The 25,444-nt window shown below is 66.4% G+C and carries 23 protein-coding genes; 14 read left to right on the forward strand and 9 right to left on the reverse strand.

All coding sequences use genetic code 11. From position 1 onward, the window contains the following. Positions 1 to 103: 103 nt before the first annotated feature. The 8 genes from ABXH26_RS04050 (at position 104) to ABXH26_RS04085 (ending at position 6,771) form a co-directional block, all read left to right on the forward strand. On the forward strand, positions 104 to 685 hold the full coding sequence (locus ABXH26_RS04050) for an RrF2 family transcriptional regulator (protein WP_353565758.1): 582 nt from the start codon (positions 104 to 106) through the stop codon (positions 683 to 685). Then, positions 663 to 851, forward strand: coding sequence for a YezD family protein (locus ABXH26_RS04055; protein ID WP_353565759.1), 189 nt, complete (start codon positions 663 to 665; stop codon positions 849 to 851). Before ABXH26_RS04050 ends, ABXH26_RS04055 begins: the two co-directional genes overlap by 23 nt. 98 nt (positions 852 to 949) lie before the next feature. After that, positions 950 to 2,206: a porin gene (locus tag ABXH26_RS04060; RefSeq protein WP_353565760.1), complete on the forward strand. Its 1,257-nt coding sequence runs from the start codon at positions 950 to 952 to the stop codon at positions 2,204 to 2,206. Positions 2,207 to 2,224: 18 nt separating this feature from the next. Beyond that, complete coding sequence (locus ABXH26_RS04065) at positions 2,225 to 3,229, forward strand: sulfate ABC transporter substrate-binding protein (RefSeq protein WP_353565761.1); 1,005 nt, start codon at positions 2,225 to 2,227, stop codon at positions 3,227 to 3,229. 20 nt (positions 3,230 to 3,249) lie between these two features. After that, positions 3,250 to 4,065, forward strand: coding sequence for a sulfate ABC transporter permease subunit CysT (gene cysT, locus ABXH26_RS04070; RefSeq protein ID WP_353565762.1), 816 nt, complete (start codon positions 3,250 to 3,252; stop codon positions 4,063 to 4,065). A 3-nt stretch (positions 4,066 to 4,068) separates the two neighbouring features. Next, a complete protein-coding gene (gene cysW, locus ABXH26_RS04075) occupies positions 4,069 to 4,908 on the forward strand; it encodes a sulfate ABC transporter permease subunit CysW (protein ID WP_353565763.1) in 840 nt (279 codons plus the stop codon). A 3-nt stretch (positions 4,909 to 4,911) separates the two neighbouring features. Further along, complete coding sequence (locus tag ABXH26_RS04080) at positions 4,912 to 5,910, forward strand: sulfate/molybdate ABC transporter ATP-binding protein (protein WP_353565764.1); 999 nt, start codon at positions 4,912 to 4,914, stop codon at positions 5,908 to 5,910. A gap of 57 nt (positions 5,911 to 5,967) precedes the next feature. Next, complete coding sequence (locus tag ABXH26_RS04085; protein ID WP_353565765.1) at positions 5,968 to 6,771, forward strand: lipid II flippase family protein; 804 nt, start codon at positions 5,968 to 5,970, stop codon at positions 6,769 to 6,771. Positions 6,772 to 6,777: 6 nt separating this feature from the next. Here the strand turns inward: ABXH26_RS04085 and ABXH26_RS04090 are convergent, their stop codons facing one another. From ABXH26_RS04090 to ABXH26_RS04110, 5 genes are read right to left on the reverse strand one after another with little or no spacing between them, the layout of a single operon-like run. Beyond that, positions 6,778 to 7,227 carry an RES family NAD+ phosphorylase gene (locus ABXH26_RS04090; protein ID WP_353565766.1) on the reverse strand — a complete coding sequence of 150 codons (450 nt, stop codon included), beginning with the start codon at positions 7,225 to 7,227 and terminating at the stop codon, positions 6,778 to 6,780. 2 nt (positions 7,228 to 7,229) lie between these two features. After that, positions 7,230 to 7,667, reverse strand: a complete 438-nt coding sequence (locus ABXH26_RS04095; RefSeq protein WP_353565767.1) for an Xre family toxin-antitoxin system antitoxin — start codon at positions 7,665 to 7,667, stop codon at positions 7,230 to 7,232. A gap of 32 nt (positions 7,668 to 7,699) precedes the next feature. Then, the gene (locus ABXH26_RS04100; protein WP_353565768.1) at positions 7,700 to 10,696 is read right to left on the reverse strand and encodes a UvrD-helicase domain-containing protein; all 2,997 of its coding nucleotides are present in this window, start codon (positions 10,694 to 10,696) and stop codon (positions 7,700 to 7,702) included. 7 nt (positions 10,697 to 10,703) lie between these two features. Continuing rightward, positions 10,704 to 13,418 carry a PD-(D/E)XK nuclease family protein gene (locus tag ABXH26_RS04105; RefSeq protein WP_353565769.1) on the reverse strand — a complete coding sequence of 905 codons (2,715 nt, stop codon included), beginning with the start codon at positions 13,416 to 13,418 and terminating at the stop codon, positions 10,704 to 10,706. Between the two features lie 45 nt (positions 13,419 to 13,463). Continuing rightward, entirely contained in the window at positions 13,464 to 13,955 is a 492-nt protein-coding gene (locus tag ABXH26_RS04110) for a hypothetical protein (protein WP_353565770.1), read from the reverse strand. 20 nt (positions 13,956 to 13,975) lie between these two features. On the opposite strand from ABXH26_RS04110, the gene ABXH26_RS04115 reads away from it, so the two are divergent. Both ABXH26_RS04115 and ABXH26_RS04120 read left to right on the forward strand, forming a co-directional pair. Continuing rightward, complete coding sequence (locus tag ABXH26_RS04115) at positions 13,976 to 14,998, forward strand: adenosine deaminase family protein (RefSeq protein ID WP_353565771.1); 1,023 nt, start codon at positions 13,976 to 13,978, stop codon at positions 14,996 to 14,998. A 114-nt stretch (positions 14,999 to 15,112) separates the two neighbouring features. Further along, positions 15,113 to 16,162, forward strand: coding sequence for a cytochrome-c peroxidase (locus ABXH26_RS04120; RefSeq protein ID WP_353565772.1), 1,050 nt, complete (start codon positions 15,113 to 15,115; stop codon positions 16,160 to 16,162). Positions 16,163 to 16,255: 93 nt separating this feature from the next. On the opposite strand, the gene ABXH26_RS04125 is transcribed toward ABXH26_RS04120, so the two are convergent. The 3 genes from ABXH26_RS04125 to ABXH26_RS04135 form a co-directional block, all read right to left on the reverse strand. After that, on the reverse strand, positions 16,256 to 16,606 hold the full coding sequence (locus tag ABXH26_RS04125) for an ArsR/SmtB family transcription factor (RefSeq protein WP_353565773.1): 351 nt from the start codon (positions 16,604 to 16,606) through the stop codon (positions 16,256 to 16,258). 301 nt (positions 16,607 to 16,907) lie between these two features. Further along, the gene (locus tag ABXH26_RS04130) at positions 16,908 to 17,807 is read right to left on the reverse strand and encodes an oxygenase MpaB family protein (RefSeq protein WP_353565774.1); all 900 of its coding nucleotides are present in this window, start codon (positions 17,805 to 17,807) and stop codon (positions 16,908 to 16,910) included. Positions 17,808 to 17,851: 44 nt separating this feature from the next. Next, positions 17,852 to 18,310 carry a hypothetical protein gene (locus ABXH26_RS04135; protein ID WP_353565775.1) on the reverse strand — a complete coding sequence of 153 codons (459 nt, stop codon included), beginning with the start codon at positions 18,308 to 18,310 and terminating at the stop codon, positions 17,852 to 17,854. A 54-nt stretch (positions 18,311 to 18,364) separates the two neighbouring features. On the opposite strand from ABXH26_RS04135, the gene ABXH26_RS04140 reads away from it, so the two are divergent. Then, positions 18,365 to 20,152 (forward strand): delta-60 repeat domain-containing protein, encoded by a 1,788-nt coding sequence (locus ABXH26_RS04140; RefSeq protein ID WP_353565776.1) that lies wholly within the window; start codon positions 18,365 to 18,367, stop codon positions 20,150 to 20,152. 3 nt (positions 20,153 to 20,155) lie between these two features. Here the strand turns inward: ABXH26_RS04140 and ABXH26_RS04145 are convergent, their stop codons facing one another. Continuing rightward, positions 20,156 to 21,553: an expansin EXLX1 family cellulose-binding protein gene (locus ABXH26_RS04145; RefSeq protein ID WP_353565777.1), complete on the reverse strand. Its 1,398-nt coding sequence runs from the start codon at positions 21,551 to 21,553 to the stop codon at positions 20,156 to 20,158. A gap of 142 nt (positions 21,554 to 21,695) precedes the next feature. On the opposite strand from ABXH26_RS04145, the gene ABXH26_RS04150 reads away from it, so the two are divergent. Genes ABXH26_RS04150 through ABXH26_RS04160 form a run of 3 tightly spaced genes read left to right on the forward strand, consistent with a single transcriptional unit; the run spans position 21,696 to position 25,440 of the window. Continuing rightward, positions 21,696 to 22,826, forward strand: a complete 1,131-nt coding sequence (locus tag ABXH26_RS04150; protein ID WP_353565778.1) for a hypothetical protein — start codon at positions 21,696 to 21,698, stop codon at positions 22,824 to 22,826. A gap of 50 nt (positions 22,827 to 22,876) precedes the next feature. Next, the gene (locus tag ABXH26_RS04155; protein WP_353565779.1) at positions 22,877 to 23,359 is read left to right on the forward strand and encodes a (2Fe-2S)-binding protein; all 483 of its coding nucleotides are present in this window, start codon (positions 22,877 to 22,879) and stop codon (positions 23,357 to 23,359) included. After that, the gene (locus ABXH26_RS04160; RefSeq protein WP_353565780.1) at positions 23,356 to 25,440 is read left to right on the forward strand and encodes a xanthine dehydrogenase family protein molybdopterin-binding subunit; all 2,085 of its coding nucleotides are present in this window, start codon (positions 23,356 to 23,358) and stop codon (positions 25,438 to 25,440) included. The genes ABXH26_RS04155 and ABXH26_RS04160 overlap by 4 nt, the downstream gene beginning before the upstream one ends. Positions 25,441 to 25,444 lie beyond the last annotated feature (4 nt).

Here is a 25,444-nt window from a genome sequence, read left to right on the forward strand (position 1 = left end):
CCCAAACCAAGGCCGGTCTCCCGCGGAGACCGGCCTTAATTTTGCCCGTATTTCCCACTTGCAGGTATAGTTTTATTTCCTACCATCCCGTCTAGTTTCACCGATGAACCTCTCCAAGAAAGCCGAGTACGCCCTGCGTGCCACGATCCACCTCGGGATTGCCGGGGAGCTGGGTCTGGCCACCGTTTCCGGCGTGGAGCTGGCGGAGGCCAATCAACTGCCGCTGAAATTCATCGAGCGCATCCTTCAGGAACTCCGCAATGAGGGCATCGTGGAAACCAAGCGTGGCAAGATGGGCGGTTATGCCTTGGCTGTGCCGGCCGAATCGGTGCGCATTGGCGACCTGGTCCGGCTCATGGACGGCCGCCTGGCTCCGATCTGCTGCGCCAGCGAAGGCGCCTATCAGCGCTGCACCTGTCCCGATGAGGATCACTGCGGGCTGCGCATGCTCATGATCGATGTCCGCAACGCCATCGCCGGGATTCTCGACCGCTACACGCTCGCCCAGGTGGTCGAGGTGACGCTGCGGAAGATGCGCCGCGACGGCGTGGCGCCTCCCTTCGCCCGCCTGACCCAGGATTTCGAACCCACGACCTCATCGAAACGCCGCGCCGATCCCGCTGATGGGTTCCTCGCCGGCCTTTCCCAACTTGCCACCGGTCATGAATCCGAAGACGCCCATTGATCCCGCTGCTCCCGCCCAGGCCGGTGCCGAAGCCTGGCTCGAGGTGGTCCGGGAAAAAGTCACCCGCCTGAAATACGGCTCGGTCCAGATCACCGTCCACGACGGACAAGTGACTCAGATCGAAAGCCTCGAACGCACCCGCTTCTCTCATCAACGCGGTCGATAGGACTGCCGTGCCCCTCTCGCCTGCCGCACGCGCGGAGGCCTTCATCACCTCTGCGAACGCCCACCGGACCACCGGAGACGGACGCTCTGCAGAAACACATGAACTCCAACGACCTTCACGGTCTTCAAACACCCGCGCATCGCGGAAAAGCATCGCCGCCGACCTCGCCGCAAGTCCGTAGCCACATCATCGGCCACCTCCGGCTTCGGAGAAAAGCCGCCCTCCTCCTGCTCGGACTCACCACCCCGCCGTCACCGGGCTTCGATTTCCTCGGCACCCCGGACGCCGAGGAAACCGCGAGCTTCGAACGCTTCTGGGACGGGTTCACGCTCTACCAGAATCGAGAGAATCCGATCCTGCAGGAGTTCAAGCTCCGCGGTCGCTACCAGGGGCAATACTACGACATCGATGCCTCCCAAGGCTCGGTCAGCGATTGGGAGGACCGCCGCTCGAGGCTCGGTTTCGATGCCAGGCTCTTCGATTCCCGCCTGGAGGCGCGCTTGGATTTCCAGAGCAACGACGGCTTCCGCGACGGTTACGACGGCCTCGTCGATGCCTACGTGAAATGGAAGGCCAGCGACGACATCGACATCACTCTCGGCCGCACCAAGCCCTTCATCGGCTACTACGACTGGCTGCAATCCTCGAACAACCAACCGACTTTCGAGCGCTCGCAGATCTTCAACCAGCTCAACATCGACCGGGCCACGGGACTGACCGTCGAGGGGAGAAACCCCCCGTTTCTCTGGCAGGTCGGGCTTTTCTCGAACTCCGTCGATCCCGATCGCAACAGCTTCTCGCACGCCCTCGGCAACTTCGACGCCTCGTGGAGCCTGTCTCTCGGCGCGGGCTACGATTTTTCCCGGAGCACCGGTTTTGCCAGGAACGAGGTGCGACTTAACTGGATCCACAGCGACCGGGACACCGACAGCAACGTCCTGAGCCGCTACGAGGACGTCGTTTCCGCCACGTGGTGGTGGCAGGACGGACCATGGAGCCTGGTCACCGAAGCCTTCTACGCCACCGGCGGCCAGGGCTCGAACGGGAACGTCGGCGGCGGCTACCTTCTGGGAACCTACGACCTGATTCCGAAGCGCCTGCAACTCGTCGGCCGCTGCTCGGTTTCGCACGGTGATGGCCCGTCCAGCGTCCGGCTCCAGTCCCGCTACGAATCCCAGGTCACCGCGGCCCGGGGCGACACCTATCACGCCCTCTATCTCGGCGCCCAATACTTCATCCACGGCGACAAACTCAAGCTCATGGCCGGCGGCGAATACGCCAAGCTCTCCGGCGGCGTTCCCGGCACCGGCTACGACGGCTTCACCTGGCTCTCCGGCATCCGCTTTTCCTTCTGAACACCCCAACCTACGATCATGAAATCATTCATCTTCCTCTCAACCATCGCGGCCCTTTCCCTCACGGGTTGCGACATCAAACACACCGGCGGCCCCGCCAAACTCCTCAACGTTTCCTACGATCCGACGCGGGAGTTCTATGTCGAGTTCAACGAACTCTTCGCTCAACACTGGGAAACCGCGACCGGCAATCCGGTCGAGATCGAACAGTCCCACGGCGGATCCGGCAAACAGGCCCGGGCGGTGATCGACGGCCTCGAAGGCGACGTGGTCACGCTCGCGCTTTCAAACGATATCGATGCCATCGCCATCGAAGCCGGCCTGCTTCCGAAGGACTGGCAGACCCGCCTCCCCGACAACAGCTGCCCCTACACCTCGACCATTGTGTTCGTGGTCCGGAAAGGCAACCCGAAGGGCATCAAGGACTGGAGCGATCTGGTCCGCGGAGGAATCAAGGTCATCACCCCGAACCCGAAGACCTCCGGCGGCGCCCGTTGGAACTACCTTGCCGCCTGGGCCTATGCGAGTCACTCGTCCGGCGGCAACGAGAAGGCCGCCCGCGATTTCGTCCGCTCGCTCTACCGCAACGTGCCGGTCCTCGACACCGGCGCGCGTGGCTCGACCACCACCTTCGCGCAGCGGAAGATCGGCGACGTGCTTTTATCGTGGGAAAACGAGGCCTTCCTCATCCAGAAGGAATTTCCCGGAGAAACCGAGATCGTCGCCCCTTCCATCAGCATCCTTGCCGAACCGCCGGTGGCCGTCGTGGACCGGAATGCGGAAAAGCACGGCACCGCCGACCTGGCCAAGGCTTACCTCGAGTTCCTCTACACGCCCGAGGCGCAGGACCTGATCGGAAAGCACTACTATCGTCCCCGTAGTCCGGAGGCCGCGGCCAAGTACGAAAGCGTGTTCCCGAAGCTGAACCTGGTGACGATCGACAACGAATTCGGAGGATGGACCAAGGCGCAGGCCACCCATTTCGCCGATGGCGGGATCTTCGATCAGATCTACGGGCAATAGCACCCGCGAACCCCACCCCCATGGCACGACGAGTCATCCCCGGATTCGGGCTCTCCTTCGGCATCACGGTGGCCGCGCTCACCGCGGTGATCCTGGTTCCGCTCGCCGCCTTGTTCCTCAAGGCGGCGGGCCTCGGACCGGCCCAGAGCTGGGAAATCCTCCGCACTCCTCGGGTCGCCGCGGCCTTCCGCCTGACCTTCGGCGCCAGCGCGCTGGCGGCGGCAACGGCGGCCGGCTTCGGCCTCCTGGTGGTCTGGGTGCTTGTCCGCTATCGCTTCCCGGGGCGGCGCTTGCTCGATGCGATGGTCGATCTCCCCTTTGCCCTGCCGACCGCCGTCGCCGGCATCACCCTGGCCGAGCTTTACGGTCCCAACGGCTGGATCGGGGAAAAGCTCGCCTTGATCGGCGTCCAGGGGGCCTACAGTCCGGTCGGCGTCTTCATTGCCCTCACCTTCATCAGCTTTCCGTTCGTGGTTCGTACGGTGCAGCCCGTACTTGAAGACCTCCAACCTGAGTTCGAGGAGGCCGCCGCCACCCTCGGTGCGGCCCGTTTCACCACCGTCCGGCGGGTGATCTTCCCCGCCCTCGTGCCTGCGCTCGTCACCGGCTTCACCCTCGCCTTCGCCCGCGCGATCGGGGAATACGGCTCGGTGGTTTTCATTTCCGGCAACCTCCCCTTCAAGACGGAGATCCTGCCGATCCTGATCATCGGCCAGCTCGAGCAGTTCAACTACGCGGGCGCCTCGGTCATCGCCGCCGCCATGTTGATCGTTTCGTTTTCCCTGCTGCTCGTCATCAACCTCCTCCAGCGCCGCCTCGTTGCGCGGATCCACTGAGCCATGTCCACGCGCCCCGTCACCACCGAGTCCCTGCCCGTCCGGCTCCTGCTCATCGCCGGCGCCGTCGGCTTCCTCGGCCTCTTCCTGTTCATCCCGCTCGGGCTGGTCTTCGTCGAGGCGCTGCGCCGTGGCTGGTCGGTGTTCGCGGCTTCGCTGACCGACCGCTACGCGCTATCCGCCATCCGGCTCACCCTGCTTGCCGCCGCCGTCGCAGTGCCGGTCAATACCCTCTTCGGCCTTGCCGCCGCCTGGCTGATCACCAAGTTCCGCTTCAAGGGCCGCTCCTTCCTCCTCGCCCTGATCGACCTGCCCTTCGCCGTCTCGCCGGTGATCGCCGGCCTCGTCTGGGTGCTCCTTTTCGGCAGTCACGGCTGGTGGGGTCCGTGGATCGCCGCCCATGACATCCGCGTCGTCTTCGCCGTGCCGGGCATCGTCCTCGCCACGCTTTTCGTCACCTTTCCCTTCGTCGCCCGCGAGCTGATTCCACTGATGGAAATGCAGGGCACCGACGAGGAGGAAGCGGGCGCCATCCTCGGGGCGAGCGGCTGGCGCATTCTGCGCAGCATCACCCTTCCGAACGTCAAGTGGGGCCTGCTCTACGGCGTCCTGCTGTGCAATGCCCGCGCCATGGGCGAGTTCGGCGCCGTCTCGGTCGTCTCAGGCCACATCCGCGGCAAGACCAACACTCTGCCGCTGCACATCGAGGTGCTCTACAACGAGTACCATTTCAGCGCCGCCTTCGCCGCCGCCACCCTCCTCGCCCTGCTTGCGCTCGTCACCCTCGGGCTCAAGTCCGCCCTTGAACACCTGCTCGGCCGACCGGGCTCCGTCCACCACTGAACCATGTCCGTTTCCATCCAGAACATCCACAAGACCTTCGGCAGCTACTGCGCCCTCGACGACGTCTCGCTCGATGTCCCTAACGGGTCCCTGACCGCCTTGCTCGGTCCCTCCGGATCGGGAAAAACCACGCTGCTGCGGATCATCGCCGGCCTCGAATTCGCCGATCCCGGCGAGGGGCGCATCCGTTTCCACGGCCACGATGTCGCCGATGTCCCCGCCGGCCGGCGCAGCGTCGGCTTCGTCTTCCAGCACTACGCCCTCTTCCGCCACATGACCGTTGCGGAAAACATCGGCTTCGGCCTCGCCGTGCAGCCCCGATCCCTGCGGCCGCCGAAAAAAGAGATCCGCGACCGCACCCTCGATCTCCTGAAAATGGTCCGCCTCGAGGGCCTTCAGGACCGGCGTCCGTCCGAGCTTTCCGGCGGCCAGCGCCAACGGGTCGCGCTCGCCCGCGCGCTGGCCATCCAGCCGAAGGTCCTGCTGCTCGACGAACCCTTCGGGGCCCTCGACGCCCAGGTTCGAAAAGAACTCCGCCGCTGGCTCCGCCAGTTTCACGATGAAATCGGGCTCACCACGCTCTTCGTCACCCACGATCAGGAGGAAGCCCTCGAACTCGCCGATCAGGTCGTGGTCATGCGCAATGCCCGCATCGAACAATCCGGACCGCCGCAACAGATCTACGACACTCCCCGTACGTCCTTCGTCTATGAGTTCCTCGGCGAGGTCAACAAGCTCTCCGGCGACCGCTACATCCGCCCCCACGAGATCGAGCTGAAGTTCGCCGCCGAGGAGGGCGTCGACCTCACCGGCCGGGTCAGCCGGCTCTTCGTCGCCGGTCCTTTCGCCCGCCTCGGCGTCCTTCCCGAGACCGGTCCGCGCCGCGAGATCGAGGTCTGGGCCACCCGCGAGCAGGTCGAGGAAATGGCCCTCGCGCAGGGCGACATCGTCGGCCTCCGCCTGCCCGCTCCGAAGGAAAAAGCCGCCGTGAAGGTCCCCTGAGCCCGGGCTTGCCGACCGCGCCGGCCCGGTCAGCATTCCGTCAACCTCATCACCACCGTGTCGATCCTGCTTCTCTGCGCGTTCCTCGGAATCACCCACCTCGTTTCCACCCTATCCTACGGCGTCCGCATCGCCGGTGCCCGCACCGGGAAGATCGCCTTCTGCCTCTCGCTCTTCAATCTGCTCGTCCTCGTTTCGCGCAGCGCCAACACCCTGCTCACTCCGAGCTTGTCGAAGCGCGTCGAGTCGCAACTCGATGGCAGCGCCGCCACTCTCGCCGGCGATTTCCATGCGCTGATCACCGCGTCCAGCGTCGCCACGCTGATCGGGATCGTCGCGATTCCCAGCTTCCAGCGCTACATCTCCGCGATGGTCTCGGCCTTCGACCGGTTCCCCTCGATCGGTCGCCTCACCTTCCACGCCTTCAGCCCCGCCGGATGGCTCGCCATGCGCGAGGCCTGGTCCCTTCCATCCCGCGACAACCTCTCATTCCTTTCACCGGAAAAACGTCTGCCCTGGGGGATCTTCCTGCTCAATGTCGGCGGCAGCGCGCTCCTCACCACCGGCGTGCTGAGCTCGCTCTACGCCGGCGTTTACGCGCCCGAGCTCCGGATGACCACCGGCCAGCTCTCGGCCGTCGTCAATTTCCTCGGAACCATCCTCCTTTTCGCCTTCGTCGATCCCTACCTCTCCTACATCACCGACTCCGCCGCCGCCGGCAGCACCGACACCGATTCCAAGCTCCGCGCCGCCGTCCTCGGCATGGGCGTCAGCCGCCTAATCGGCACCGTCCTCGCCCACGCCCTCCTCACCCCGGGCGCCCGGCTCATCGCTTGGATCGCCCACCTGATTCCCGGCTGAATTCCTTCAAATCCGCGGATCGAAGCGGAACCACTCCGGCTCCGAAATCACCAGCCCCGCCGCGGCTTCGTGCCTCGGATTCATCAAAAGGATCGCCTCTTGGGGGATGATCGTGCTCGGCAAACGCAAGGCGAGCTGTCTCGCCGACCGCAGCCAGTTTCCTCCGAACCGACGCGCACCCGGAGACGACGGCAGATCCCGCCAATCATCCGGCAGATCCGCCGCAGCATCGATCTCATCCTCCTCCACCTGCACCTCGATCATCCGCCACTCGACGGCGAGCAGTTCGCGAGGCGCATGCACCAGCACTTCCAGAGCCGCCAGCGCGCGAGAACCCGCCAAATAAACCGCCGGCACTCCCGGCGGATTCCATCGACCTCCTGCCAGCCTCGCGCCTTCCCCACTCATCGCAGCACCGGCCCAGCGCGCCTGCACCAACCTGAAATAGGCCGCCATGATCAACTGAAAACGCCGTGTTCCAGTCTTATCAGGAGGGCCTCCACCTCACGGGCACCGATCTCCGTATCCGCGAAATCCAGCGGAGCTTCTCCCCGGAATGCCAACGCCGGGGATGCCAGCCACGACCGCGCGCCCTCTTCGCCGCCGAAGACCTCACACGCCTTCGAAAAAAGCCGGATGTAACGCACCAGACGGTCCGACTCGGCCCGATCCAAGTGCCTCGACTTTTTCCTTCGATGCAGCGTCGCCCGTGACATACCGAGCAGCCCGCCAAGCCGCTCCTCGGTCAGTCCCAGCAACACCCGCGCTGCGTGGAACTCGGAAATGGCAAGCCCGTCCCGCACGCGTTCCACCACATAGGCAGCTTCCGGTTCGCGAAGAATGGAGGAAAGACCGTCGTCCTCCGGTTCGTCGGCATAGGATACCTTTTGCTTCACACGGCGCAATCTATCCCTCCTCCTGAATCATTTCAAGCATTTTTGCCCTCCATCTCGACCCACCTGCGAAGCGCGACCGCGAGGATGCGGCACGAAATCACCGCGCCGGGATAAATCTGTTCCATCACCCTCCGGTAACTCCTCATCTGCCCTTCATAGCGCGACCTCAGCTCGCCCGCCGAGGCGACCGAGTCGGTTTTGAAATCGATCACTTCCACTCGTCGACCGTCTTCATGGACATGGAGTCGGTCGATCACCCCGCTCAGCCACCGGCCGTCGAGGATCGTTTCCACCGGCTGCTCGCGGAAAAGTTCCACCCTTCTCCCTCTTCGCTCGAACGGGATTTGGAACTCCGCCATGCTTAGTAGTTCACGGACCACCTCTCCCCCCGCTCCGACAGGAAACAACGGCTCGCTTTCGTCCATCCAACCCACTGCCTCGAAGGCCGCGTGGACCTCACTCCCGAATCTGACTCCCGAGGTGGAAAATGCAGCCTTCCGACCGCCAGCAGCCGACTTCTCACCGCTCGGCGTCGCCCGCGAACGCAGGGGGTTGGCATTCACCAGCACCGGACGGGCCACCTCCGGCCTCATCTCGCTCGCCGCGACCTCGTCCAGCCAGCCTCCGTCGCCGATTTCACAAACCACTCCGGTTTCCCGGCCATCGACTCCACAAGCCGACCTCACCAACTCCGCCGGGGAAGCCCACGCTCCCGCAGCGCGCGATGACGACACCTGCGGCAGCAGCACGAAAAGCCCGCGCTTCGCCCGCGTCAGCGCCACATAGAGCAGGCACAGCGACTCGTATTGCTGCGATTCGCCCCACCGCTCCTCCGCCTCGCGCAGCTCGGGCACCTGCCGCCGCACCCATTGCGCCGGCGGTTGCAGCAGCCAGTCCGGCCCCTCCGCGATCCCGAACTTGCCCGCGTTCGGCACCTGGTCGTCGCTGATTTCCGGAAGGATCACCACGTCGAAACCGAGGCCCTTCGACTTGTGCATCGTCATCACCTGCACCGCCGCCGCCCCTGGCTCCTGCGCCACTTCCAGCCCCTCGATCGCTTGAAGAGCCTCGCGCGGACCGCCATCTCCCTCGGCATCGAAAGCCTCCAGCGCGCGGATCACATCCATCGCCCGGCCGTGGCCGAAATCGGAAATCGTTTCGCGCAGCGGCACCACCAGGTCTTCCAGCATCCCGCCGTATCCCCGCCGCTCGACCTCCGCCAGCAGACCCTCCCAGCGCGCCTGCCAGTAGCCACCGAAGCGCTTCTCCAGCTCCCCATCCAAGGGCGACATCGCCACCACCCCGCGCTCCATCCTGTCGGCCGGATTGGCCAGCCAAGCGATCAAGGCCCGCAGCGCCACGCCCACCGCGTGATCCTTGGTCGGCCGACGCCGCCCTTCCTCGATCACCTGGAATCCCGCCTCCCGCAACCGATCCGCCAGCTCCACCACCTGATCGTTCGTCCGCATCAGCACCCCGCAGGTCAGCTGCTTCTCGCCCACGCCGATCTCTTTCAAAATCTCCACCACCCGCGCATGCGGCTCCTCTTCCTTGTCCACCACCTCGACCCGCACCTGTCCGCTCAGCTCCGGATCCGCCGGCTCATGCCGCTCCCAGCCCGCCAACCAACGCGCGGCCAAACCTGCTCCGAACCCCTCCCGGATCCCCGCCTCGTTCCCGCCCACGCGGTTTACGAAATCCAGCACCGCCCCACAGGATCGACGCGATACCGGCATCGACTCGGGCTGCAGGCTGAAGTGATCCCGCACCGTGTCGAACAGCTTCACGTCGCCGCCCCGCCAGCCATAGATCGCCTGCTTGGCGTCACCTACCACAAACATCGTAGAAGCATCATCGCTCGCCGCCTCGTCGATCCACGGCCGCAGCCCGTTCCATTGCGCCCCGCTGGTGTCCTGGAACTCGTCCAGCAGCCAGTGGTCGTAGCGCGCATCCAGCCGGAAATCCACCGCCTCCCGCCGCAGCCGGCCCGCCTCGCTCTTCAGCCACTCGCCCATCAGCACCTTCACGTCGTCGAAGCCCAGCAAACCCCGACGCCGGAGCTGCCGCTCGCAGGCCGCATCGAAGGCCTGCACCAAACCCAGCACCGCCCGCGTCCGCTCGACCGCCGCCGCCATTTCGCAGCCGACCAGCAGCTTCATCAGCCCGCGCAGCCGGTCCTCGAACACCGGTCCCGGCACGACCTCCTTGTAATGCTTCAGCACCAGTTGGCCGTCGCCCTCCCACTCCATCATTCCCTTCAGAAAACCGGTCGCGCCGCTCAACGAGCCGCTGCCGATCGTGTGCTTCTCGAATGCCCCGATCGCCTTCTCCATCGCCTCGTCCTGCCCCTTGCGCGTCCACTCGATGTCCTTCGCCGCCGATCTCAAAGCCATTCCCATCTTCGCCTTCGAGCGTTCCCACTCGTCCACCTCCGGCAGCTCGCCGAAGGCCCGCGACAAGCCCTCTAACAACACGTTTCCCCGCTCCCGCCACTTGTCCTGCCACTCGTTGAAAAAACCCAACAACAGGTCCACCACCGCCTTCTGCTCGCGACCCATCGTCGCCCGGCGGAAAGCCGACAGAAACTCCTCCGCGTCCTCATCCCACAGCGCGTTGCTCACCAGCCCGCCGAGCAGCGCGTCCAGCTTCGCCCGCCGCTGCGGCCCCTCCAACAACTCGAAGCTCCCGCCGGTCACCCCCAACTCATACTGGAAACCCCGTACCACCCGCGTGAAGAAGCTGTCCATCGTCCCCAGCGCCAGCCGCGGCAGCGCACGCACCACCTTTTCCAGCACCTCCATCGCATCGAAGGGCCCGCCCAGCGCTTCCTCGATCCGCGCCCTCTCGGCCGGATCCGATGCCGCCTTCGCCAGCTTTTCCAGCACCGCATCGGCGAACTCACCCGCCGCCTTGCGGGTGAAAGTCAGCGCCACGATCCGCTCGGGATCGACCCCGCCGCGACCGACCAAACCGATCACGCGGTTGCTCAGCTGATAAGTTTTTCCCGAGCCCGCCGAGGCCCGGATCATGAGGTTCTTACGCAGGATCTCCATCGCTCCACTCCTTCGGTTCCATCACCAGGTCTTCAAGCTGACGACCCACCGCCAGCGCCTCGAAATCGTCATACTTCATCTTCTCCGCCGGCGGCCAGAAAGCCCCGGCCTTCACCTGCTTCAGCACCCAGGTCGCGCAGGCCACGGCCGAGTCGCGTTGCTCGTCGTCGAAGTGCCCCCACCAGCTCACCCCGCACTCGCCCTCGCTTGCACCGAGCACGAAGTAGCCCATCGCGCTCACCTCGCCCAGCGCCACCGCATAGAGCGGCACCTGCAGGTCGCGCCACAGGTGCTCCGACGGGCTCTTCGACCTCCCGGAAATCATCGACACCCGCGTTTCCTCCACCCCCTCGAGATGCGCCGGGATCCGCGTCGCTGCGGTCACCTTGCCCACATGCGACGGCCGCACCTCGCGACCGTTCAGCTTCGCGAAAGTCTTGTAATCGAGCACCCGGATCTCGTCGCCGCGACGATCGATGCGATCGATCGTCCCGCGCACGGTCACGCCCGCCAGCTCGAAGGTGAACGCCCTTTCCACCGCCTCCACCTGCCAGCCCTCGACCCGCTCCACCGCCTGCCATTTCGAGAACCACCCGAGCCGCTGCTTCAGGCTCTCCGCCTGCATCCGCGCCGCCAGCGGCACCCGCTCGCCGAAGCGAACCCGCAGCCGATCCTCGACCTGCGCTTCGAAATACTCCCGCAGCGCCTCGACCTTGGTGAACTCCCGGGCCACGGGGTCCCTGCCCCACGTTTCCAACACCTCGTGCGCCACCGTGCCGAAATCGCGGGCATTCCACTCCACCCGCTCCGGCTCCGGCCGACTCATGCCCAGCCCGTGTTTCAGGTAAAACCGGAACGGGCACGCGAGGTAGTCCTTGAAGGCCGAGACCGACATCGTGCGCGTGCCGTCTTTCACCCGCACCTCGCGACGCTGCGGCCGCCATCGCCAATCGATCTCGAAGGCCACGCCTGCGTCCGGCGGCTCGACGCCTTGGAAAAGCAACTTCACCCGTCGCGCCAGCTCGCCACCTTTCGCCATCAGCAGCAGCCGCGATGGCAGCAAGGCATCGCCATCGCCGCCCGACTTCGCCAGCAGCAGATCCACCCGCCCTCCGGCCTTCCGCGACTCGATCACCGCCCGCAGCACGAAGGCATCGCGCGCGCCGCGCTGAGCCTCGGTGCCCAGCCCCAGCCGCTCACGCACGCCTTCCGGCAGCCACGGATTCGCGCCCGCCGGCGAAGGCACGCGACCTTCGTTCAGCCCGCAAATCACGGCATGCCGGCCATCCGAGTGCAGCAGCTCCAGCCAACCCTGCACGTCCGCCACCCGGCCCTCCGGCACCTCCGCCGGACTGCCGCTCAGCTCGCCCAGCACCAGATCCAGCCAGAAGCTCGACGGCCGACGTCCCTGCACCGCCGCCACGCTTTCCACCGCCTCGCGCAGCCCGCTCCACTCGCCCGCCGCATCGACTCGCTCCAGCAGACCCGCCATCGCCTCAGGAAAGGGCTGCCGCAAAAAACCGCCCCGCCACTTTTGCAATCGCTCCAAGGTCTCCGCCGCCAGCTCCGCATCTTTCGCGCTGCGATCGTCCATTGCCGCGACCCGTTTCACATCGTCCAAATCCCTCACCAGCCACGCATCGCGCAGCCTCGAAAGCGCCTCCGCCCGCTGCACGCGCTTCCCGCCCACCAGCGCCGAAGTCGAGGCGTAGCCCAGCAGATCGATCGCCTCCGCCGCCTCCGGCTTTTGCAAAAACCGCCGCCATGTCTTCAACCACGCCCGCGCCCCCGCGCCGGCCACCGCGCCCGGATCATGCACCTTCCACCCCGCCGCCCGGAAGGCCCGCACCAGCTCGCCCGAGGTCTCTTCGTCGGCACAGCCCAGGGTCAGCTCGTCCGATCCCGTCCCCGCCGCCGCCACCAGCTCGACCGCCCGCTGCGCCTGATGCCGCGCATGCGCCGCCAGATGAACTCCACCGCTTTCCGGCCAGTCCAGGTCGCGCTTTTCCCAAGACTCCTTCAGCGGCCGACCCCACGCATCGAAGTGCTTCGCCTCCTCCGCCGGAGCCGCCACCAAACAGGTGACCTCCGCCTCTTCGATCCGCCGCACCAGTGCATCGGGAAAATCCCACACGCCCGCGAAAACCAACTTCCCCGACAGCTTCGGCGCCTCCGCCAGAGCCCGGTTCGCGCCCGTCATGCCCCAAGCCCGCAGCACCTCATCGCGACGACGCGAAAGCTCCGCCAAGCCCGCCCAGCGCTCGGCCTCGATCGTGTTCTCCAGCCACTTCGCCGCCTGCGGGATTGCCAGAGTGTTTTCCCGCAGCGAGCGCTCCAGATCCACCATCGACCGCGCCAAAGCCAGCGCCCATCCCGGTGCCTCCCCCTCGCCCGGCGACTCCCGGAACACCGCCTCGAACTTCGTCCAATCCTCCACCGCCTCCAGCGCCTCGACCCACGCCGCCACCTCCACCGCCCGACCCACCGCGCCCTCCGGCACCAGCAGCTGGCCCGCCGTCGTCACCCGCGGCGCCAGACAAGCCCCCTTTTCCGCCAGCGCTTCGCGCAAACGACGGCCCGCCTGGGCGGTCGGCACCACCACCAACATCCCCGGCATTTCCCCGCGACGCGCCCAAAGCCACTCCACCACCGCCCCCAGCAGCGGTCTCCCCCAGCCCAGAAATACCCGTCGATCCATCGGCCCCTCTTCTGCCCGCCACGCCGCCGGAACGCGAGCATTAGCTCATTCGGATGCCCCGCGGAGCAGGAAGCCATGAACCGGCCGGGTGCCCCAACAGCGAACGTCAGTCACGGCGGCGGCCACAGGCCACCAGCAATCCGGAAAGACCAATGAGCGAGGGAGCCGCCGGCTCGGGAAGGATCTGTCGCTCACCACCAGCGAGAACCCACCCAGATAGGTCATCCCGCCACCGGTGTCGTCGGTGCAGGTGCCGACGTTGTGCCATTCATACGGCAGATAGGTCTTCACCGTGGTCACGCCGGAGGCCGCATAGGGATCGCTGAGCGACATCACTCCATCGACATCGATTCGAAAATCATCCTCACCATCTCCGCGGTTGTCATGATCGACCTGGATGCCGATGACCGGAATCGGCGTGGTGAAGTAGTGATCGCCGTTGTCCGGATTGAGCCTGTCGCCGAAGGGACCGGGCGGAGTGTCCCACTGTCCCCCGTCCGCCGTGCCCCTACCTCCACCGGCATTGCCATCCGGCACGGGAGTGGCTTTGCTGGGCCATGCACGACCTCCACATCCACCTCGGCGGCGCGGTTCCGTCCTCGGTGCTATGGGAAATCCTATGCGACAACGGATTGCGGACCAGCTTCCGGGATTTCACCACTTTTCACCAGTCGCTGACCGCACGAACCGATGAAGTGAAGTCGCTCGATGACTTCCTGGGCCGCTATTTTCAAGTCACCGAGGAAATCCAGTCATCTCCCTCGGCGGCAAGCGTCTCTGCCTATCAGGTGGTCGCCAAAGCCTATCGCCGCGCCCGGGTGAACACCGTCGAACTCCGGTTCAATCCCTACAAACGCGTCCGCCAGGGCCTGCACACCATGGATGCCATCATCCTGGCCGTCATGCAGGGCCTCGAGCGGGCCTCGCTGCACTATGGCGTGGCCACCGGCATCATTCTCTCGCTCGGCCGCGACCTGCCCCTTGATGCCAATTGGCAGATCATCGAGGCCGCGGTGAAATGGCGCAGCCGGGGATCCCTGAACGGCGCCAACGGCGTCGTCGGCCTCGACATGGCCGGCCCGGAATCCGGCGCGCTGGAACTCGATGCCGAGTGGTTGGGCGAGATCGCACGCATGATGGAGACCGCCCGCGCAGCCGGCCTGAAACTGACCTACCACGTGGGGGAGAGCGCCGGCACCGGACCCGAAGGCATCCGGCGGGTGCTGGAGAAAGTCCGGCCCGACCGCATCGGCCACGGCATCGAGCTGCGCCACGCGGAAAAGAAACTCCGCACCACCCTGCTGACCATCCTGCGCGAGCGGCAGACCTGCCTGGAGGTCTGCCCGACCGTCAACCGCGTGACCCAGGTCATTCCGGACTTCACCACGCTCGGCCATTTCATCCGGGATCTGGCGCGCCACGACATCCCCTTCTGCATCAATACCGACAACCCGTATCTCGTGCACACCAACCTGAAGAAAGAGCAGGAGATCATCGCAACCGAACTCGGCGACGATGCCGCCACGCTCCTCCCGCTCGCCACGGAGCATGCCGAGCGCCATCGCTTTGTCGCGGAATAAGCCCGGTGCGGGATTCCGGAGGATTCCGTCCGCCATGGTTAGGCAAATCACGGGCTGAGAAACCCAAGCCATGCGTAGCATTGAGGTCGAACGTTCCCCACGATCCCGGCCGCCATGGAAACCCGCTTCATTCTCCTCGTGTGGGTGGTGCCAGGCGTGGCCGCCACCCTGGTCAGCGCCCGGGCTGACGATGCGAGGATTCTCCAGACCGCACGCGCGGTGTTCGGGCGGGTGCCTGCCCAGGCGGAGGAAATCCCCAACAATCCGACCAGCAAGGACAAGGTGGCCCTGGGCAAAATGCTCTTCTTTGACCCACGCCTCTCGAAGGGGGGCACTCTCAGCTGCAATAGCTGCCACAACCTGGCGATGGGCGGCGACGACAACCTGCCTACTTCGGTGGGCCATGGCTGGCAGAAGGGCCCGCGCAATGCTCCCACGGTGCTCAACGCCGTCTTCAACGTGGCGCAGTTCTGGGACGGCCGGGCCGAAGACCTCAAGACGCAGGCCAAGGGGCCGGTGCAGGCCGGAGTGGAAATGGCCAGCACGCCGGAGCGGGTCGAGTCCGTGCTGAAGAGCATCCCCGAGTACGCCGAGCGCTTCGGCAGAGCCTTTCCCGGCGAGGATTCCCCGGTCACTTTCGACAACATGGCCAGGGCGATCGAGAGCTTCGAGGCCACACTGATCACCCCGGACGCGCCGTTCGACCGCTACCTCGGCGGCGATGAAGCCGCGCTCGATGCCAACCAGAAGGCCGGCCTGCGGTTGTTCGTGACGAAGGGCTGCATCGCTTGCCACAGCGGCGTGAACATCGGCGGCCGGAGCTACCACCCCTTCGGCGTGCTGAAAAAACCCACTGCCGACATCCTTCCCGCCGGCGACACGGGCCGCTTCGCCCTGACCAACACCGAGGCCGACCACTACGTCTTCCGCGCCGCGCCGCTGCGCAACGTCGCGCTGACCGCGCCCTACTTCCACTCCGGCCAGATCTGGACGCTGGAGGAGGCGGTGAAGATCATGAGCGACAGCCAGCTCGGCGGCGTGCTGGATGAAAACGAAGTCGCCCAGGTGGCCGCCTTTCTGCGGTCGCTCACCGGCAAGCTGCCGGAGGTGACGCTGCCCGAGCTGCCCGCCGAAACCGCGGAGACGCCCCGTCCGCAGCCGTGATGATTTGATATTCGGGGAAAAACGGGCGCCCGGGGGTCATCGGCCACCGGGCGCTTGACGTTTCCGGCCCTGCCGCGGCCGGAGCGTGGCGAGTCAGCGGAAGTCGATGATCCCGCGGGAGTGCTGGGCCTCGTCGAGCCGGTCGCAGACCATCTTGCACAGGGAAAAAACGAAGTCGCCCTCGACTCGGTAGTAGACCTTGGTGCCATCCCGCCGGCGGCTCACCAGCCCGGCATCGAACAGGATCTTGAGGTGCTTCGAAACGCTGGCCTGGCCTTGCCCGGTCGCCTCGACCAACTCATTGACCGACTTTTCGCCGCCCTTCACCTCCTGGAGCAGCGACAGGCGTGAGGGCTCGCTGAGGACCCGGAAGGTGGCGGCCATGGCTTCGACCGCCTCGTCGCTGAGGCGTCCGGTTGCGTTGTTGGAAATGTTCTTCGACATCGGTCTTCGTGGTTCCTGTTATGGCATGTCCCGATCCTGCCACGTGCGGGCGGGCCGCGACGAACGAAAAGCGCCGCCAGTGGCCGGAGAAAGCAGGGTTAGCCGCCTCATGTCAACGCTCCAACCGGCCGAGTGTTGCGCTTTCTTTATCTTCGCCGGTCTATCTCCGCACGGCCCATCCCCGGTGGGCGACCCATCTGCCGGCCGCCGATATGGTCTCCCCGGTCACGGAAGGCGGCAGAGAAGGCACCGGTGAGGATCCCCCGCGATCGCGCCCCGCGGGCTCGTTGTTTGCCACCCGTCACCCCAACAAATGTCCGGCGGGTAGGCCGAGCCGGGCGCAGGCCCTTGCCGGTGGCAGCGAGGGCATGGGCAGCCGGGCGATCGATTTTCCGGAAAACGCCAGCATCGAACGAGCCCCCGGCGGCATCGGGAAACCCGGGCCCAGCCCGGCCGCCGAGCGGATCGCGGAAGGGACCAGATCCACCGCGGCGGGGATGACCAGCCCGGCCAGAGGTCGCAGGGGGCCGGGAAGCAAGGGCAGGCGGGCAAGCGTTTCCAGGAACTCGAAGAGGATCTCCGAGCGCTCGAGCCGCGGCAGCATGGCCTTGAACATCGCGTGAAGATCGTCCTCGCAGCGCGGTGGATTTTCCACGCCGTAGAGCCGGGCGGCCGGGACGCCCTCCGCCACGAATTGATCCCGCTCACCCGCGGAAAGAGGTCGCACATGGCGGTGGTAGGCTTCCATGAAGCCATGGAGCGCCGTGGCGTGGACCCAGGCCAGCAGCTGGGGATCGTCGGCCCGGTAGGGCTCTCCCCCCGGCGTGGTGCCGCGGATCCGGGCGTGCATGCGACCGATCGCGGCGATCATTTTTTCCGCCGCGGAGCGCGGGCCGTAGACGGTGACCAGCGCCGCGTAGCCGGTGCGCCGCATGCGCGATAGCGGATCGGTGCGGAAGCTCGAGTAATCCCACACCCCCGAGCGCACCCGGGGCTCGGCCAGCTCCATGATCACCGCCGCGATGCCGCCGACCAGCAGCGCCACCGGGCTCCGGAACACGCGCCACGAGACCGAGTCCGGCCCGGCCAGCGCCGGCTCGCCCGGCGGCTGGGAAAAGTCGATCGCCCACTCCCCCGCGCCGAGTTCCAGCTCGCCGAGCAGACGCTTCTCCAGCAGCGCTCCCATCCATGTCTTCACCATCGCGACGGCCCGAAGCTACCCGCGCACACCGGGAAAAAAAGTCCCTACTCGGAGCGCACGCGGTAGAACATGCGGTCTTCCGGCTGGGTGGTCGTCCAGTGGGTCCCCGTCACCGGTCCCGCCGCCTCGATCCACGATCCCGCATCAAGGCTCGGGCTGCGGTCGATCCACACGCCGGTCGTTTCCCCGCCCCATTCCAGCCGGTATTGCTGGCCGCCGAGCGGCTTGATCGTCAACGGCCCGGCCGCCGGTTTCCACGCCACCATCACGTCGCGCTCCAGGCTGTCGTAGTAGCTCACCATCGGCCGCCCCTCGGGGCCGCGGATCAGCGAACAGGCCACGCCGTGGTCGTGCGGGTCCAGGAGATCGGCAATCTCGTCGAGCACCCACTGGCCGCCGGAGGTGCGGCGCGCGATCTTGAGCGCGCCGTTGTCGACCAGCATGACCAAGGGCAGGTCCGCGCCATCCAGCAGCAGGCCGGTGCGGCCGTAAACGTAGGACATGTGGGTCGGGGCGACCTGCTCCTTGCTCCAAGTCCCGGCGGGCGAGCGCCACGCGTGCCAGGGAAGGCGCGTGAGGTCGTCGATGTAGGCAAGATGCGGCTGGCCGGCGAGGCCCCGGGAGCTTTCCAGTTCACGCTCACGGCGACCAACCCCTTCGGCTGGACCTCCACCCGGAGCTTCGGGATCACCATTCTCGCTCCGTCCGACCTCATGCCCGGTTTCGGAAATGGCGGCACGGTCGTGACCGCCATCGGCACCGGCGATGACGTGGCCGCCGCCGTGGGCGTGCAGGCGGATGGCCGGATCGTGGCGGCCGGGTCGTCGGTGGTCGCCGGGCGGAAGAGCTTTTCCGCCATGCGTCTGCTCCCCGGCGGCGCCCCGGATCCGGCCTTCGGCAGCGGGGGGAAAATCCTGCCGGCCATCGGCACCTATGGCTCGCAGGTGACCGGGCTGGCCCTGCTGCCGGATGGACGCTTGCTGCTGGCCGGATACGCCGACCAAGACGGGGACACGATGTTCGCGATGACCCGCCATCGGGCCGATGGCAGCCTCGACCCCGACTTCGGCAGCGGCGGCAAGGTCCTGTCGATGCTCGGTGAAACGGGCTCCCGGGCCTATGGACTGGCACTTCAAAACGACGGCCGGATGGTGATGGCCGGCGAACGGCAGGGCGCGAGCACCTACGACTTCGCCGCCGCGCGGTTCCTGCCCGATGGTCGCCTCGACGCCACCTTCGGCTCCGGCGGCTGGGTCACCACGGACATCGGCGGCAACACCCACGACTACTGCCGCTGCGTGGTCGTCCAGCCCGATGGCAGGGTCCTGCTCGGCGGCTATGCCACGGGAGCCGCCGACTACGACTTCTGCCTCGTGCGCTATCGCGCGGACGGCTCGCTCGATCCCTCCCTGGGCGGCACCGGCCGCGTGCGAACTCCGGTTTCCACCCACCATGACTTCGGCCGCCGCTTGATGCTCGAACCCGACGGCCGGATCCTCCTGGTCGGCTCGTCGGACCTCGGCGACATCCTCCTCGTCCGCTACCTCCCCGATGGCTCGCCCGATCCGGCCTTCGGCATCGGTGGCAAGGTGGTGCGCCGGGTCACGACGATGAGCAACGACACCTACTCGGCGGCCCGGCAGCCGGACGGAAAACTCGTCCTCACCGGCTCCCTGAGCGTGGGCAACGGGGGCAATCAGGAGATCATGACCTTGCGCTTGCTGCCGAACGGCGCGCCCGATCCCTCCTTCGGCAGCGACGGGCTCCTCACCACCTCGCTCGGCTCCGATGACGAAGAGGGCCGGGACATCGCCCTTGCGCCGGATGGCTCGATCGTGGCCGCCGGCTTCACCCGCCATGGTGGCACGCTTGACTATGCGGTCCTTCGTTTCGCCGGCGGCGCGGGCTGGACGACCGCCAGCCGGGCCGCTTGGCGGAACTACCATTTCGGCAATCCGGCCGACAGCGGCGAAGCGGCGGACGGCTCCGACCCGGACGGCGACGGCCTCATCAACCTGTTCGAGTATGCCTTTTCCTCCGATCCGAAAGCCGGCGATGCCGCGCTGCTCGGCCCGCGTCCCGTCCACGCCGGTGCCGGCGCGGATCTCCGGTTCCGATGCGATGCCAGCCGGACCGACCTCGATTACGTCCTCCAGGCCTCGGCGGATCTCGGCAGCCCCTTGTGGATCGAAATCGCCCGCTCCACCGGTGGGGCTCAGACCATCCCGGTGCTGGATCGCGCCACCGTCAGAGATCCCGGGGGCGGCGTGCGGGACGTGACCATCACCCCCTCGCCCGCGCTTTTTCCGCACGGCCACGGGTTCTTCCGCGTCTCGATCCAGTGAACCTCAATCCGTCTCCAGCCGGTAAAAGGCGGCGTCGTCCGGCGAAGTGAATTCGTATTCGAGCTGGCCCGCGCCGTTGATCGAGATGCCGGAGGCGGAAAAAGGGAACGGCGCGAAGATCGACAGGTCGTCCGATTTCCGCAGCCCGAGCCGGAGGACGAACGATCCCGATGACTGCCGCTGGATCAGCGGCACATCCACGTGGAGCGCCTTCACCTGGGATTCATCATAGAGTCCGGCCAAATTCGCATGGTCATAGTAGTTCGCCACCAGCGCGGGCTGCGCCTCCTGCCAATCGAATCCCAGCGGGGCCATCGCCGCCTCCGCGGCATCGTTCAGCCCATCGAGATCCGAATCCATGGAGGAGGAAAACGCGCGACCGGACAGCACCACTTCATACGAGGCCAGGGACGGATCCGAGGCGCTGCTGGCGAGGTGCAGCACCGCGCCGCGCTCGCCGGTGGCCGCGGAGCTGAAGCCGATGCTGAAATTCGTCGTGCCGCCCGGGGCGAGCGACGGGGCCGGTGCCGTCCGGACCGAAAAATCCACGGCATCCGCGCCGTCGATGGTCAAGGCGAGCCCCGTCAGCAAGCTGGAGCCTTCGTTTCGAACCGTGAACTCGACCGCCTTCAGGGAAGCATCGACGGAGATGCCGAAATCGCGCGCTTCCCCGTCGAAGACCGGCGTCCCGAGCGGTTGTTCGATCACGATTTCCCCGGTGGTGATTTTCGGGAAATTCCCGGAGCCATTCTGTCCTTCCGCCGTCCCCGCGAGGGTCAGGCCGGCGGACACGACCTCGTTCCCGAAGATGTCGGTGACGCGGATGGTGAAGGGATCAGGCAGCGGGCCGCCACCGCTGAAGATGAAATGATTGTCCGCGCTCCGCGGCATATCGACATAGCTTCCCTCGAAAAACACCTCCATTTTTTCGGCCGGGTTCTGGATGTTGGCCGCCTGCAGCTTGAGGTAATACGGATTGCTGCCCTCCGAATAGAAATGGATCGGTCCGATCTCGCCGGGAGCGGTGATCCATTTCCAGGCGATCGGGACGATGCCATACTCGCTCGCGATCTGGAAATAGGCCTCCTCGTCCATGTCGAGATTGCCACTTCCGCAGCCCGGACAGAGATCGACGACCATGGCCTGCACCGTGCCCTCCGGCCCCGTCACCTCCACCCACGCGCCGCCCCAGGCCGAGTTTCCGTCCTGATCGGCATTCATCGCCACCGTGTAGGCCGGCAGTTCCGCGGCAGGAATCGAGTATGCCCCATCGCCCTCGTAAGGATACGCCGTGGCGCTGCCGCTGAATACCGTGTTCGGCACCACCTGCGCGCTGCCGGATCGGTGCAGCAGGAAGATGAGCAGCAAGGCGTGGAAGGCGATCGATCGTTGGGATGTCATAGCGCGGCGGGAAGCAACATCCGAAATGACAACATCATTAATCGTTTCCACTCAAGGGCGCAATCATCGCGCTTCTTGCGCCCCCACGATCATTTGCTCAACATTTACGAAAGACCCTCTTGCCTGCGTCGTAGATTCGGCTGTGAAGGCGTGCTCCCTACCCTGCATCGGTCTGGCGGCCATCCTCGCCTCCAGCTGCGCCCAACAGCGAGTGAGCGAGTCCGTCGTCGAGCACACGGCCGTCGAGGGACGCCGTTATGCCGCCGAGGTGAAGGCACAGTCGCCTTTCGAGACCGTCGAGCTGAAATGGAGCGAGGCCGAGAACCTCATGAAGACGCGCAACCGCGATTACCTCAAGGCCAAGGCCGACTTCGCCCAGGCCACCGAGGAAAAGCCGGTTGTCCGCGAGCTGACCGACGAGGTGAAGGGCGCCGTCGACCTTTCCCTGGGCGATGCCCTCAAGCCTGACGCGTTGATCGCGTCGCTGCGAACCCCGGCCACGCAGCTGCCCAAGCAGCTCGCCTCGATCAGCAAGCTCAAGGACATTTCCCACCAGATGGAACAGAGCGCCTGGGACCAGACCGCGCGCTCGGTCGATGCCGAAATGCGGATGCGCGAGGAAAAGGTGAAACTGCACCGCCTGCTGCGGCTCGGCGCGCTGATCGATGCCGAGCTTGCAAAGGTCAACGCCTCCCCGCCGCCGCCGCAGGATGCCGATCCGAAGCTGGTCAAGGCGGTCGATCAATGGCGCGGCACCCTGCGCGACGAGCGCCGCAAGTGGCTCGGCGACGTGCGGAATTTCTTCGATGCCGAATACCACGACGTGCACGTCGTGAAGGACGAACCCGGGCTCCCGACTTACGAGCACACCACCCACCCCGATCTCACCGAGTGGCAACGCTGGTGCCGGCTGCGGCGCTCGATCGAACTGGTGAACGCGCTGAAAAAAGCGCACGACTCCGACAAGCCGGCCATCCCCGGCACCCGCATGGTGCAGGAGAAATTCGATGAGATCCTCCACCCCGACGAGCCGCAGGTGCTTGCCACGCTTGATGACGAATCGGTGCGCAAGGAAGTCCGCTCGCTCATCCAGCACTGGCGGGAAATGAAGCAGGCGCAGCAGGAGGCCAACGGCCTTGAGCAGCAAGCGGAGCCCGACAAGCTGGACGACGTCACACGCGTCGATCGCCGCCAAAAGATCTTCAAGCTGCGCCAGCAGGAGATCCAGCACGCCAGCGAAGTCTGGGCGATGGACGAGCTGTGCTGGAGGTGACATCCGCTGGCATCGCCCGCGGGCTGTGCCACAGTGGCCGCTCACCCATCATGGCGCAGGACATCCATTTCACCCTCAACGGCGATCCCACCACGGTCCGCACGGACCCCGGACGTCCGCTCCTCGACGTGTTGCGCGAGGACCTCGGCCTGACCGGTACGAAATACGGTTGCGGCGAGGGACAGTGCGGCGCCTGCTCGGTGCTCATCGGGAGCGAGCGCGCCTTTTCCTGCCGCACGCCGGTCTCCGCGATCGCCGGCAAGCCGGTCCGCACCATCGAAGGCCTTGCGGCAAAAGGGGAGCTGCACCCGGTCCAGCAGGCTTTCCTCGAAGAGCAGGCCTTCCAGTGCGGCTACTGCACCGCGGGCATGATCATGACCTCCGTCGGCCTGCTAGAGCGCGATTCCTCGCCCGACGAAGCCGGTATCACCGCAGCCATGAACGGCAACCTCTGCCGTTGCTGCGGCTACTCGGAGATCCGCGACGCCGTGAAAAGGGCCGCCGCCCTCAACAGCGAGGAGGCCCGCCGATGAAACCCACGCCGCTCCATCTCCCGGTCAGCGAGCAGGAAATCGACGCCCAACTCGTCGACACCCGCTACCACTTCCCTCTCGGCCGCCGCACCTTCCTGCAGCTGATGGGATCGGGCGTGCTGGTCTCGATGGTGCCACTCGCCCACGCCCAGCGCCGCCGCGGCCGCGGAAACGACACGCCCGTCGGCGCGCGGGTCCATTTCGGCAAGGACGGCTCGATCACCGTCTTCACCGGCAAGGTCGAGTGCGGCCAGGGTGCCCGCGCCCAGCTCACCCAGGCGGCGGCCGAGGAACTCGGGGTCCCGCCCGACCGCATCGCGCTGGTCATGGCGGACACCGCACTGGTCCCGGACGACGGCGGCACCGCCGGCAGCCGCACCACGCCGTCTACGGTGCCCGCCGTACGTGAAGGCTGCGCCGCCGCCCGGCAGATCCTCATCGCCACCGCCGCCGCGGCCTGGGGCGTGGAGCCGGGCAAGGTCGTCTTCGCCAAGGGCTCCGCGACCCATGAAGAGAAGAATTTCACCTACGCCGACCTCGCCGCCGACGAAACCGCCACCCAAAAGCTCGCCGAGACGCTCCCCGAGTCCGTCACGCTCACCCCGTGGAACGAATGGGAGGTGCTCGGAAACTCGATTCCCCGCCCCAACGCCCGCGACATCGTCACCGGCAGCCACCGCTACCCGAGCGACATCGTCCGCGAGGGCATGCTCTACGGCAAGGTGCTACGGCGTCCCTCGTACACGGCGAAGCTCAAGTCGATCGACAAGAATCTGCCGATGATCCGCGATGGCGACTTCATCGGCGTGGTCGCCCCGACCACCCACGAAGCCGCGAAGCGGATCGAAGCGCTGGCGGCCTCGGCCGAGTGGGAGGCCGCCCCCCACCCCACCAGCAAGGACCTTGCAGTGCACCTGCGGAAGACCGCCGAAGTCCCCGCCAATCCCCATGCCGCGGAAATGGAATCGGCTGCCCACGCGCTGCGCGAAAAATATGGCATCGCCTACGTCCAGCACGCGCCGCTCGAACCGCGGGCGGCCGTCGCGGAGTGGGATAACGATGGACGCCTCACCGTCTGGACCGGCACCCAGATGCCCTTCCGCGTCCGGGGCGAGCTGGCGCGCGCCTTCCGCATGGACGAGGACAAGGTGCGGGTGATCGTGCCCGACTTCGGCGGCGGCTTCGGCGGCAAGCACACCGGCGAATGCGCGGTCGAATGCGCCCGCCTGGCCAAGGCCGCGGGCAAGCCGGTGCAGCTCCGCTGGACCCGCGGCGAGGAGTTTTCCTGGGCCTACTTCCGCCCTGCCGCCGAGATCGAGGCCGAGGCCAGCCTCGATGCCGGGGGCAAGCTGACCTCCTGGCATTTCGTCAACATCAACGCCGGCGGCCACGGCCTCGAGCTGCCCTACCGCTGCCCGAAGGTCCACGTCCGCTCGGTGGATGCCGACCCGCCGCTCCGCCACGGCTCCTACCGCTGCCTCGCCACCACCGGCAACACTTTCGCCCGCGAGTGCTTCATGGATGAACTCGCGCTCGTCGCCGACCGCGACCCGCTGAGCTTCCGCCTCGATCACCTCGAAGACGGGCGCTTGCGCGACGTGCTGCTCGCCGCCGCCGAGGCCTTCGATTTCAGGAAACGCTGGGTCGCGAAAAAGTCCGCCGTCGGACTCGCCTGCGGGCTCGACAAGGGCTCGGTCGTCGCCGCCTGCGTCGAGGTCGAGATCGATGGCGAAACGATCCGCCCGACTCTCGTCTGCCAAGCCTTCGAGTGCGGCAAGATCCACAACCCCGATAATGTCCGCACCCAGGTCGAGGGCGGCATCCTGATGGGACTCGGCCCGGCGCTTCGCGAAATCATCCACTTCGAGAACGGCCGAATCACCAACGGCAGCTTCGCGCAGTATCGGGTGCCTCGTTTCGTGGACCTGCCGCAACTCGACGTCCACCTGCTCGACCGGCCCGACCTGCCCTCGGTCGGCGCCGGCGAAACCCCGCTCATCGCGGTCGCTCCCGCCATCGCCAATGCCGTCCACCACGCCACCGGCAAGCGCCTGCGACGGCTGCCACTACGGCTTTCCTAGTAGG

Source organism: Haloferula sargassicola (genome assembly GCF_040362925.1).
Lineage (GTDB): Bacteria > Verrucomicrobiota > Verrucomicrobiia > Verrucomicrobiales > Akkermansiaceae > Haloferula > Haloferula sargassicola.

What these genes read in the sequence shown, in the direction of transcription:
- ABXH26_RS04050 (WP_353565758.1), top strand. Translation starts at nt 104, where the DNA reads ATGAACCTCTCCAAGAAAGCCGAGTACGCCCTGCGTGCCACGATCCAC.
- ABXH26_RS04055 (WP_353565759.1), top strand. Translation starts at nt 663, where the DNA reads ATGAATCCGAAGACGCCCATTGATCCCGCTGCTCCCGCCCAGGCCGGT.
- ABXH26_RS04060 (WP_353565760.1), top strand. Translation starts at nt 950, where the DNA reads ATGAACTCCAACGACCTTCACGGTCTTCAAACACCCGCGCATCGCGGA.
- ABXH26_RS04065 (WP_353565761.1), top strand. Translation starts at nt 2,225, where the DNA reads ATGAAATCATTCATCTTCCTCTCAACCATCGCGGCCCTTTCCCTCACG.
- cysT (WP_353565762.1), top strand. Translation starts at nt 3,250, where the DNA reads ATGGCACGACGAGTCATCCCCGGATTCGGGCTCTCCTTCGGCATCACG.
- cysW (WP_353565763.1), top strand. Translation starts at nt 4,069, where the DNA reads ATGTCCACGCGCCCCGTCACCACCGAGTCCCTGCCCGTCCGGCTCCTG.
- ABXH26_RS04080 (WP_353565764.1), top strand. Translation starts at nt 4,912, where the DNA reads ATGTCCGTTTCCATCCAGAACATCCACAAGACCTTCGGCAGCTACTGC.
- ABXH26_RS04090 (WP_353565766.1), bottom strand. Translation starts at nt 7,227, where the DNA reads ATGGCGGCCTATTTCAGGTTGGTGCAGGCGCGCTGGGCCGGTGCTGCG.
- ABXH26_RS04100 (WP_353565768.1), bottom strand. Translation starts at nt 10,696, where the DNA reads ATGATCCGGGCCTCGGCGGGCTCGGGAAAAACTTATCAGCTGAGCAAC.
- ABXH26_RS04105 (WP_353565769.1), bottom strand. Translation starts at nt 13,418, where the DNA reads ATGGATCGACGGGTATTTCTGGGCTGGGGGAGACCGCTGCTGGGGGCG.
- ABXH26_RS04115 (WP_353565771.1), top strand. Translation starts at nt 13,976, where the DNA reads ATGCACGACCTCCACATCCACCTCGGCGGCGCGGTTCCGTCCTCGGTG.
- ABXH26_RS04120 (WP_353565772.1), top strand. Translation starts at nt 15,113, where the DNA reads ATGGAAACCCGCTTCATTCTCCTCGTGTGGGTGGTGCCAGGCGTGGCC.
- ABXH26_RS04125 (WP_353565773.1), bottom strand. Translation starts at nt 16,606, where the DNA reads ATGTCGAAGAACATTTCCAACAACGCAACCGGACGCCTCAGCGACGAG.
- ABXH26_RS04130 (WP_353565774.1), bottom strand. Translation starts at nt 17,807, where the DNA reads ATGGTGAAGACATGGATGGGAGCGCTGCTGGAGAAGCGTCTGCTCGGC.
- ABXH26_RS04135 (WP_353565775.1), bottom strand. Translation starts at nt 18,310, where the DNA reads ATGTCCTACGTTTACGGCCGCACCGGCCTGCTGCTGGATGGCGCGGAC.
- ABXH26_RS04145 (WP_353565777.1), bottom strand. Translation starts at nt 21,553, where the DNA reads ATGACATCCCAACGATCGATCGCCTTCCACGCCTTGCTGCTCATCTTC.
- ABXH26_RS04155 (WP_353565779.1), top strand. Translation starts at nt 22,877, where the DNA reads ATGGCGCAGGACATCCATTTCACCCTCAACGGCGATCCCACCACGGTC.
- ABXH26_RS04160 (WP_353565780.1), top strand. Translation starts at nt 23,356, where the DNA reads ATGAAACCCACGCCGCTCCATCTCCCGGTCAGCGAGCAGGAAATCGAC.